Origin of the sequence: Duncaniella sp., assembly GCF_029054785.1 — a bacterium.
In the GTDB taxonomy this organism is placed as follows: Bacteria; Bacteroidota; Bacteroidia; order Bacteroidales; family Muribaculaceae; genus Duncaniella.
This window is the reverse complement of record NZ_JAIDEN010000064.1, coordinates 1-10,258: the sequence shown is the minus strand read 5'-3', so window position 1 is coordinate 10,258 and position 10,258 is coordinate 1. Positions and strand designations below refer to the sequence as shown.

7 protein-coding genes are annotated in these 10,258 nt (G+C 57.4%); 5 read left to right on the top strand and 2 right to left on the bottom strand.

All coding sequences use genetic code 11. The features are described from left to right. Both K2H17_RS04300 and K2H17_RS04295 read right to left on the bottom strand, forming a co-directional pair. Nucleotides 1–1,721, bottom strand: a 1,721-nt coding sequence (locus K2H17_RS04300) for a peptide MFS transporter (protein WP_300131838.1), incomplete at its 3' end; no start/stop codon positions are given. Between the two features lie 61 nt (nt 1,722–1,782). Beyond that, the gene (locus tag K2H17_RS04295) at nt 1,783–3,309 is read right to left on the bottom strand and encodes a peptide MFS transporter (protein ID WP_300131836.1); all 1,527 of its coding nucleotides are present in this window, start codon (nt 3,307–3,309) and stop codon (nt 1,783–1,785) included. 180 nt (nt 3,310–3,489) lie between these two features. On the opposite strand from K2H17_RS04295, the gene K2H17_RS04290 reads away from it, so the two are divergent. The 5 genes from K2H17_RS04290 (at nt 3,490) to K2H17_RS04270 (ending at nt 10,222) form a co-directional block, all read left to right on the top strand. Then, nucleotides 3,490–4,917 (top strand): ATP-binding cassette domain-containing protein, encoded by a 1,428-nt coding sequence (locus K2H17_RS04290; protein WP_300131833.1) that lies wholly within the window; start codon nt 3,490–3,492, stop codon nt 4,915–4,917. A gap of 114 nt (nt 4,918–5,031) precedes the next feature. Further along, on the top strand, nt 5,032–6,546 hold the full coding sequence (gpmI, locus tag K2H17_RS04285) for a 2,3-bisphosphoglycerate-independent phosphoglycerate mutase (RefSeq protein WP_300131831.1): 1,515 nt from the start codon (nt 5,032–5,034) through the stop codon (nt 6,544–6,546). 25 nt (nt 6,547–6,571) lie between these two features. After that, nucleotides 6,572–7,768 (top strand): L-serine ammonia-lyase, encoded by a 1,197-nt coding sequence (locus K2H17_RS04280; protein WP_300131828.1) that lies wholly within the window; start codon nt 6,572–6,574, stop codon nt 7,766–7,768. Nucleotides 7,769–7,799: 31 nt separating this feature from the next. Beyond that, nucleotides 7,800–9,383: an L-aspartate oxidase gene (gene nadB, locus K2H17_RS04275; RefSeq protein WP_300131825.1), complete on the top strand. Its 1,584-nt coding sequence runs from the start codon at nt 7,800–7,802 to the stop codon at nt 9,381–9,383. Between the two features lie 173 nt (nt 9,384–9,556). After that, a complete protein-coding gene (locus K2H17_RS04270) occupies nt 9,557–10,222 on the top strand; it encodes a DUF4294 domain-containing protein (RefSeq protein WP_300131823.1) in 666 nt (221 codons plus the stop codon). Nucleotides 10,223–10,258 lie beyond the last annotated feature (36 nt).

Here is a 10,258-nt window from a genome sequence, read left to right as displayed (position 1 = left end):
TTTTTACGTGACGGGGTTTGTTTTGCGGGGTTTTGTTTGTTTTGGGGGGGGGCGGGGGCGGGGGGGGGGGCGGTGTCGCCTGTGGCGGCTTCGAGTTTCTTCATGATGGAGAAGATGAAGGCTGCCGATACGAGACAGATGACGACGAGGATGCCCCAGAGCATTGCTGTCGAGATTTTACCCCAAAGCAGCATGGGGATGGAGACGAGGTAGTTGCCGACGGCTGTGGCTGCGAACCATCCGCCCATCATCGAGCCTTTGAGTTTCGGAGGCGCTACTTTGCTGACGAAGCTGATGCCCATCGGTGAGAGCAGGAGTTCGGCGAAGGTGAGCAGCAGGTAGGTCGAGATGAGCCAGTTGGGCGATACGGAGGCCGAGGTGCCGACGATCGAGAGGGAGCCGATGAGCATTACGCCGTAGGCCACGGCGGCCATGACCATGCCGTAGCCGATCTTGCGCGGGGCTGAGGGTTCGCTGTTGCGTTTGGCCAGCCATCCGAAGATCGCGAGTGAGAAGGGGGTGAGGGCTACGACGTAGAAGGGGTTGAACTGCTGGTATTGCTGGGGCTGGATGCCTGTGAGGGGTTCGGGGGTCACGGAGTAGAAGTACCAGAGGGCCCAGCCGACGAGGGCGATGATTGCCACCGAGATGGTGCGGCTGAGGGTGCCTTTTGACTGGAAGAGGTTGAAGGTGGCGTAGACTCCGACTGCGATGCTCAGAAGAGCCCAGACGTTGAATCCGATGCGGGTCCAGCCTGTGGCTTCGGGAGAGGTGCAGCTCTTGGCAAATTCGGTGAGGGTTGCGCCGTTCTGGTGGAAGACCATCCAGAAGAAGATCACGACTGCGAAGACGAGCAGCAGGGCAACGACGCGCTGTTTGGTCTGGGCGGGTGTGAGTTCGGGGCCGGCAGCGGCGGCTGTTTTGGCTGCGCCTGGCTGCTTTTTGTCGGTGAGGATGTGGGCGTAGGTGCGGCGTCCGAGGAAGTAGATCAGGAAGCTGACGATGAGTGATCCGCAGGCGATGGCGAAGGCGTAGCTGTAACCGGTCGAGAGGGTGGAGATGTAGTTTGCGGCGAAGGCTGCGAGGTCAGTTCCGGCGGTCATGCCGTTTTCGGCGGCTGTGGCGGCGAGTTCGGCGCCGTTTTCAGCCCCGTCGAGGTAGGCGTTGCAGATAGCGGGCATTGAGGCCACGTAGGTGAGGTTCTGGGCTTTCATCGCGAGGTTGCACATGGCGGTAGCTGCCATCGGGGCAAACATGGAGCCGATGTTGATGGCCATGTAGAAGAGCGAGAAGGCTGCGTCGCGCTGTCCGCTGTAACGGGCTTCGTTGTAGAGGTCGCCGACCATCACCTGGAGGTTGCCTTTGAAGAGGCCCGTGCCGCAGGCTATCAGGACGAGGGCTGCGCAGAGGATGGCGAGCGAGGAGGTGCTGCGGATGTCAGTCGGGATGGCCATGACCAGATAGCCGATGAACATCACGGCGAGTCCGGTGACGACACATTTTGAGAAACTCCATTTGTCGGCAACCCATCCGCCGATGAGCGGCATGAAATAGACCAGTGCGAGGAAGCCGGCATAGATCTGGCCGGAGACTGTCGAGTCGAGGCCGAATTTAGCCTGAAGGAAGAGCAGGAAGATGGCAAGCATGGTGTAGTAGCCGAAGCGTTCGCCGGTGTTTGCGAGCGCGAGCACATAGAGGCCTGCCGGTTGGTTTTTGAACATATTACGTGATAAAAATATAGAGAGGGCCTTTTTCAGAGACCCTCTCGGATTGGTTATTCGATTATGCTTTGGTTACGCGTTCGAGCCAGTTGACCATGCCGAACATTACGCCCATCGAGATGAGACAGACTGCGAGGAATACGCTCCAGCAGATCCAGAGGGGCCAGTTGTTGTACATCAGCGGGCCGATCCAGAGCAGGAGGTTGCCGAGGGCTGTGGCGCCGAGCCAGAGACCCTGGCAGAGGCCCTGCATGTGGGCGGGTGCTACTTTGGATACGAACGAGAGTCCCAGGGGCGAGATGAAGAGCTCTGCAACGGTGAGGAAGAAGTAGAGCAGGAGCAGCACCCAGGGGCCGGCTTTCATCGTGGCCGCGATGGCGTTGGGGAGTTCGCGGAATTCGATGCCTGAGGGATAGGATTCGAAGTAGGAGTAGACGGCGAGGAAGAGGAAGGCGGCGCCTGCGAGACCCATGCCGATCGCGATCTTGCGCGGGGTGGAGATTTCGATACCTGCACGGCTGAGGGCGTTGAACATGAGCATCACCAGGGGTGTCAGGACGATCACGAAGAAGGGATTGGCGGCCTGCCAGATTTCAGGGGCGATCGAGGAGGTGTCCACGAAGTCGCGGGCGAAGAGCGAGAGTGAGGTACCGTTCTGGTGGAAAGAGAACCAGAAGAAGATCACCACGCCGAGAACTGCGAAGAGGGCAGTCATGCGCTGTTTGATCTCCTTGGCCATAGCGCGGCGTTCTTCGTCGGAGATGCGCACGTCTTCGGCCTTGGCTTTCTTGCCGGGGGTCGGGAGGTTTTTCTTTATGCTGACAAAGATCAGCAGCGAGAGGAGCATGGCGCAGACTGAGGCGATGAACGAGTAGTGGATACCGGTGTTGAACACATCGAGATACTGTGCGCAGAAGGCCTGGATGTCGCCAGCGGCATCGCCTCCGGTCTCGGTGATGAGGGCGTAGAGGTTGTTGAGGTTCTCGGTGCTCATCGAGTCAGTGACGCTTAGATATTCGTGGCAGAGGGCGGGGAGCTTGGCATTGTAGGCCAGGGAGTGGACGCCGAGCCACCAGCTGCGGAGCAGAGGAGCGACGAAGGGAGCCACAAGACCGCCGACGTTGATGAAGACGTAGAAGATCTGGAAGCCGGAGTCGCGTTTGGAGGCGTATTTGGGGTTGTCGTAGAGCTGACCCACGATTGCCTGGAGGTTGCCTTTGAAAAGACCGTTGCCGAAGGCGATGAGGAAAAGTGCGAAGCAGGTCATCGGCAGGAGCCAGGAGATGTTGTCGGAGGTGGAGAGGATGGGAACGGAGAGGATCACGTAGCCGATGGTCATGATGATGAGACCGTTGATGATGGTCCCTTTGTAGTTCTGGGTTTTGTCGGCTATTGCACCGCCTACGAGACTGAGCAGATAGATGCCTGCGTAGAAGAACGAGTAGACGAGCGCGCTTGTCTCTTCGGAGAGTCCGAATTTCGAACAGAGGAAGAGGACCAGGACGGCGTTCATGATGTAGTAGCCGAATCGCTCGCCCATGTTGCTGAGAGCAGCAGGAATAAGGCCTTTGGGTTGGTCTTTGAACATAACGGTTTGATTAGAAATTTGGGTATTGATTCAGAGGGTTGAACTTGCAGCCGGATAAGCTGTGGCGGAGAGTTTCCGCAAAAATAAGCAAAATAATCATAATTTATAATATTAGGGCGAAAAAATGCTGCGGTGACGGACCAAAATCTTACTTTTGCAGCTGCTAATGATAATGCAAATATGAATAATGCAGATTTTTTGATACGTTTCAACAGCCCGCGTCTGGGCTATGGCAGTGTTGTGCTTGACAATTCGGCGCTTTTGGCGATCCCTGAGGGAGTGTCGGTGGTGCTCGGTGAGAACGGGGCGGGTAAATCGACTCTCGGCCTTGTGATGGAGAAAGGGCGCTATGCCTATGGCAACCGCCTCGAATTTGCCCGGCCCGATATGAAGGTGAAGATGCTGACCTTTACGGATATTCATTCGTTTACGGGGATCGACGTAGTCAGCCACGAGCAGCGTCTGGAGTCGACGATCAACGATTTTGTGCCGACAGTGGCGGAAATTGTCGGCCCGCTGTCCGAGGACGGGGAGTGGCTGAGGCTTTGCGAGGCATTCGCGTTGCGCGATGTAAACAGCAAGCGTGTCAACTATCTGTCGAGCGGTGAGCTGCGGAAACTGTTGGTGGTCAATGCCCTGCGCTCGCGTCCTGATCTGCTGATACTCGACAATCCATATATAGGCCTCGATGCCGCTTCGCGCGGCGAACTCGATGCTGCTCTGCGCGGCTTGCCTCAGAGCGGAACCTCGGTGGTGATGCTGCTCTGCGACGGCGCGGATATTCCCGACTATGCCGGTGCGGTGCTCGTGATGGAGGAGCGCCGTTTAGAGAGACTCGTGACCGATAAGGAGGAGATCGCCGGTCTGCGCCGGATGTCGGATGAGGCCGGAGAAGTGGCAGAGAGCGTGGAAATACCCGCGCGGACCGCTGCCGGAGGGGACTATGAAGTGGCCTTCTCGATTACCGACGGCCATGTGCGCTACGGCGACCGTGAGATCATAAGCGGGCTGGAGTGGACGGTGCGCTGCGGCGAACGCTGGGCGCTGACCGGGCCTAACGGGAGCGGCAAATCGCTGCTGCTGAGTATGATCTGCGGAGACCATCCGCAGGCCTATGCCAACCGTATCACTCTCTTTGACCGTCGGCGCGGAAGCGGTGAAAGCATCTGGGAGATAAAAGACCGCATCGGCTACGTCTGTCCGGAGATGCAGCTCTATTTCCGCTCGCCTCTGCCGGTTGCCGAGATCGTGGCCCAGGGGCTGCGTTCGGCCCTCAACCGCTATGCCAAAATCACCGACGAAGAACGCCTGGAGGCGCTGACGTGGCTGAAGCTCATGGGGATAGAACATCTGAAAGACAGGAAATTCGATGAGCTTTCGTCAGGCCAGCAGCGTATGGTCTTGCTTGCGAGGGCCTTCATCCGTCAGCCCCGGCTGCTGATACTCGACGAACCTCTCCACGGACTCGACAGCCGGGCCAAACAGCGGGTGCGCCGTCTGGTCGACCGCCTGACCGCCCGTCCCGACACCTCGCTCATCTTCGTCAGCCACTACACCGAAGAAATCCCCACCGGAGTCACCCTGACAAAGACGCTGGTGAAGCGCTGAAATTTAAAACAACCTCTAACTTTTGATTTTCGGCGGGAATTCCGTAATTTTGCAGACATATTACTCTCCTTTAAAGTCTATCGTAATCAATAAACTTACAATTTCTATAACATCATGGCTAAGAAAGCATTGTTAATGATTCTCGACGGATGGGGAATCGGCAACCACTCAAAGAGCGACGCTATTTTCTCAACTCCGACTCCCTACTGGGACTATCTCGTTAAAACTTACCCCCACAGCGAGCTTCAGGCTTCAGGCGAAAACGTAGGTCTGCCTGACGGCCAGATGGGCAACTCCGAGGTGGGTCACCTCAATATCGGCGCAGGCCGAGTGGTCTATCAGGACCTCGTCAAGATCAACAAGGCTTGTGCCGACGGATCAATCCTCGAAAATCCTGAAATTGTCAACGCCTTCTCTTATGCCCGTGACAACGGCAAGGCCATCCACTTCATGGGTCTGACCAGCGACGGCGGCGTGCACTCTTCGCTCGACCATCTCTTCGCTCTCTGCGACATCGCTGCGAAATATGGTCTTGAGAAGGTCTACATCCACTGCTTCATGGACGGTCGTGACACCGACCCCCGCAGCGGAAAGGGTTTCATCGAACAGCTCGAAGCCCACTGCGCCAAGTCGGCAGGCAAGATCGCCTCGATCATCGGCCGCTACTATGCGATGGACCGCGACAAGCGCTGGGAGCGCGTCAAGGTTGCCTATGACCTCCTTGTGAAGGGCGAAGGCAAGCAGGCTGCCGATATGGCTCTGGCCGTGCAGGAAAGCTATGACGAGGATGTGACCGACGAATTCATCAAGCCGATCCACAATTCGACCGTCGACGGCACAATCAAGGAAGGCGACGCCGTGATCTTCTTCAACTACCGCAACGACCGCGCCAAGGAACTCACCGTGGCTCTCACCCAGCACGACATTCCCGAAGCCGACATGAAGGTGATCCCCGGTCTCCAGTATTACTGCATGACTCCGTATGACGCATCATTCACCGGCGTCCACATCCTTTTCCCGAAAGAAAACGTAGGCAACACCCTCGGCGAATATCTTTCGGGCCTCGACAAGAAGCAGCTCCACATCGCCGAGACTGAAAAGTATGCCCACGTGACCTTCTTCTTCAACGGTGGCCGCGAGCAGCCCTACGAAGGCGAAGAGCGCATCCTCGTGGCTTCGCCCAAGGTCGCTACCTATGACCTGAAGCCTGAAATGAGCGCCTATGAGGTCAAGGACAAACTCGTCGAAGCCATCAAGGAAGAAAAATATGATTTCATCGTTGTCAACTATGCCAACGGCGACATGGTGGGCCACACCGGTGTCTATGAAGCCATCTGCAAGGCTGTCAAGGCTGTCGACGAATGCGTGAAAGACACTGTGGAGGCTGCCAAGGAAGCCGGCTACGAGGTCATCATCATCGCTGACCACGGCAACGCCGACAACGCAATCAACTCCGACGGCACCCCCAACACCGCCCACTCGCTCAATCCCGTGCCCTGTATCTATGTGACAGACCGTGCCGACGCTAAGGTTGAGGACGGACGTCTTGCCGACGTGGCTCCCACCATGCTCAAGATCATGGGCCTCGAACAGCCCAAGGAGATGACAGGCCACGCCCTGATCAACTGATTCAAATCACCGCGAGGCGACATCAATGGAATCCATCAAACAACTCTATAAAATCGGCCACGGTCCATCCAGTTCCCACACTATGGGCCCCCTGAAAGCCGCCCAGGAGTTTGGAGCCCGTTATCCGGACGCCGCATCCTTTACTGTGACCCTTTTCGGAGCCCTCGCAGGCACCGGAAAGGGCCACATGACAGATGTGGCTATCCTCGGCGCGCTCGAAAAGTCAGCTCCGACAACAATTCTGTGGGAACCCTCGGTGTTTCTTCCCTTCCATCCCAACGGGATGACCTTCGTCGCCAATGACGCACAGGGCAAGGAACTTGGCCGCGATACGGTCTATTCGATCGGCGGCGGCGACATCGTCCACGAGGGCGAGTCGCGTCCGGAGGCCAAAGTCATCTATCCGCTCAGCAAGATCTCCGATATTCTGCGCTGGGCCGAGAAGTCGGGAAAAAGCTTCTGGGAATATGTCGACGAATATGAGGACAGCGATGTCTGGGACTATCTGCGCGAGGTCTGGCAGGTGATGAAAGAGGCTGTCGAGCGAGGGATCGATGCCGAAGGCGTGTTGCCTGGAGGTCTGGGTGTGCGCCGCAAGGCCGTCAGCTATTATCTTCATGCCTCAGGCCATAACGACAGTCTGCGCAGCCGCGGCCTGGTCTACGCCTATGCCCTTGCCGTCAGCGAGGAAAACGCGTCGGGAGGCAAGATCGTCACGGCGCCCACCTGTGGCTCCTGCGGAGTGCTTCCGGCAGTCCTCTATCATCTCTCGACATCGAAAGGCTTCAGCGACAAGCGCATTCTCCGTGCCTTGGCCACTGCCGGACTGTTTGGCAGCGTGGTCAAGTTCAACGCCTCTGTCTCAGGGGCTGAAGTAGGCTGTCAGGGTGAGGTCGGAGTGGCCTGCGCGATGGCCGCCGCCGCTGCCAGTCAGCTCTTCGGCGGAACCCCGGCCCAGATCGAGTATTCAGCCGAAATGGGCCTCGAACACCACCTGGGCCTCACCTGCGATCCGGTCTGCGGACTGGTCCAGATCCCCTGCATCGAGCGCAACGCCTATGCTGCCGCCCGTGCTCTCGACAGCAATCTCTACGCATCCTTCTCCGACGGGCGCCACTCCGTCAGCTTCGACCGCATTGTCGAGGTGATGAAGCAGACGGGCCACGACCTGCCGTCAATCTACAAAGAGACCGCCCAGGGAGGCCTGGCCGCTATCAAATAGACTCTAAAAGACTCTAAAATTTACAGATGCCATGACACGTAAATACGATTACCTTGTGATCGGCTCAGGCATAGCCGGCATGAGTTTTGCCCTTAAGGTCGCATCCAAGGGCAAGGTGGCCCTGATCTGCAAGACCACTCTCGATGAAGCCAACACGGCGCTCGCCCAGGGCGGCGTGGCTTCAGTCACCAATCTTGAGGTCGACGATTTCGAAAAGCATATCAATGACACGATGATCGCAGGCGACTGGCTCAGCGATCCTGAGGCTGTCAGAAAGGTTGTCACCGAAGCGCCGGGCCAGATCCGCGAACTCATCAACTGGGGTGTCGACTTCGACAAGAAAGAAGACGGCAGCTTTGACCTCCACCGCGAAGGGGGCCACTCGGAGTTCCGTATCCTCCACCATGCCGACAACACCGGCTTCGAGATCCAGGAATCGCTCATCAAGGCAGTCAGGTCAAACCCTGACATCGACATTTTCGAGCATCATTTCGCCATCGAGATCATCACCCAGCACCATCTTGGCAAGATCGTCACCCGCCGCACTCCGGACATCACCTGCTACGGTGCCTATGTGCTCGACACCCGTACAGGCGAGGTCGACACCTTCCTCTCGCGCATCACGCTGATTGCAACCGGAGGCGTCGGCGCCGTCTATCAGACCACGACCAATCCGCTCGTGGCTACCGGCGACGGCATCGCGATGGTCTATCGCGCCAAGGGTACGGTCAAGGACATGGAGTTCATCCAGTTCCACCCCACGGCCCTCTACCATCCCGGCGACCGCCCGAACTTCCTGATCACAGAGGCCATGCGCGGTTATGGAGCCGTCCTCCGCAACCTCAAAGGCGAAGAGTTCATGCAGAAGTATGATCCGCGCCTCTCGCTTGCGCCGCGCGACATCGTAGCCCGCGCCATCGACTCGGAAATGAAGCTCACCGGCGACGATCATGTCTATCTCGACGTGACTCACAAGGATCCGGAAGAGACCAAAAAGCACTTCCCGAACATCTACGCCAAGTGTCTCTCGCTCGGCATCGACATCACTAAGGATTATATCCCCGTGGCACCCGCGGCCCACTATCTCTGCGGCGGTATCAAGGTCGACAGCAATGCCGAATCGTCGATCAGGCGTCTCTATGCCGTGGGCGAGTGCTCCTGCACCGGTCTGCACGGCGGCAACCGCCTGGCTTCCAATTCGCTGATCGAAGCCGTGGTCTATGCTGACGCAGCAGCCAAACACGCTCTTGCCAACGCCTCGCACTACGAACTGCGCACCGACGTTCCCTCCTGGAACGACGAAGGCACCCGCCATCCTGAAGAAATGGTGCTCATCACCCAAAGCATCAAGGAAGTCAACCAGATCATGGGTACCTACGTGGGCATCGTCCGCTCAAACCTGCGCCTCGACCGCGCCTGGAACCGTCTCGATATCCTCTACGAGGAGACCGAGAAACTCTTCAAGCAGTCGAAAGCCTCGCGCGAGATCTGCGAGCTGCGCAACATCATCAATGTGGGCTATCTGATCATGCGCCAGGCCAAGGAGCGCAAGGAGTCCCGCGGACTCCACTACACGGTCGACTATCCCCCCGTGCCGCGCAAGGAGACCAAATGACTGCCCCTCCCTTCAGTGAGCTGACTTTTTGACACTCTGTTTGTTATAGAAATACTAAGTAACTCTTGAAAATTAATTTATACTTGATGCGGAATAAAGTTGCAGGAAGTATAAAAGTCTTTCCCGCGGTTACTTTGTAAAAACATATCACGTTCAATTTTTAAGAGTTACTTATGACCCGAATCCGAAAACTGCTTTTGACGCTCACGCTTGTCGCCGCGACGGTGTTCCCGCCGTTGGCGCAGGCGCTGTCTGCGTCCGCGCCGTCACCCGACGAGCCGGAGGTCGACATCGAGGTGGGCGACGGCAGAGTCAGACCGATCCGGGGCTACTACTTTTTCGAGGAAGACGGCGAGCAGACGCTGATGCTCGTGTTGGCCGATGTGACCGTCTTCCCTCCGATGAAGTTCAAGAATAAGAAGGAGGAGGAATTCTACTGGAAGACCGTGCGCGACGTCAAGAAAACCCTCCCCTATGCCAAACTGATCTGCGAGACGCTGATCGAGACCTATGAATATATCGAGACCTTCCCCACGCAGAAAGAGCGCGAGGAGCATCTCAAGCGCATGGAAGGCGAAGTGTTCAAGCAATACAAGCCCGCACTGAAAAAATTCACCAAATCGCAGGCCCAGATGCTTGTCAAGCTCATCAACCGCGAGACCAACCAGTCGAGCTACAACATCCTGAAAGCCTTCCTTGGTACCTTCCGCGCCGGCTTCTGGCAGACCTTCGGGCGCCTCTTCGGCGTGAATCTCAAGACGGACTACAACCCCGACAAAGACCGCAAGGACGCCATCGTCGAACGCGTCGCCACAATGGTCGAACTCGGCCAACTCTGACCCCCCGCAGGACCGCCACCGCCCCAAATCCCACCC

Bases quoted from the DNA above. Each gene is read 5' to 3' on its own strand.
- K2H17_RS04295 (WP_300131836.1), bottom strand. From the start codon at position 3,309: ATGTTCAAAGACCAACCCAAAGGCCTTATTCCTGCTGCTCTCAGCAAC.
- K2H17_RS04290 (WP_300131833.1), top strand. From the start codon at position 3,490: ATGAATAATGCAGATTTTTTGATACGTTTCAACAGCCCGCGTCTGGGC.
- gpmI (WP_300131831.1), top strand. From the start codon at position 5,032: ATGGCTAAGAAAGCATTGTTAATGATTCTCGACGGATGGGGAATCGGC.
- K2H17_RS04280 (WP_300131828.1), top strand. From the start codon at position 6,572: ATGGAATCCATCAAACAACTCTATAAAATCGGCCACGGTCCATCCAGT.
- nadB (WP_300131825.1), top strand. From the start codon at position 7,800: ATGACACGTAAATACGATTACCTTGTGATCGGCTCAGGCATAGCCGGC.
- K2H17_RS04270 (WP_300131823.1), top strand. From the start codon at position 9,557: ATGACCCGAATCCGAAAACTGCTTTTGACGCTCACGCTTGTCGCCGCG.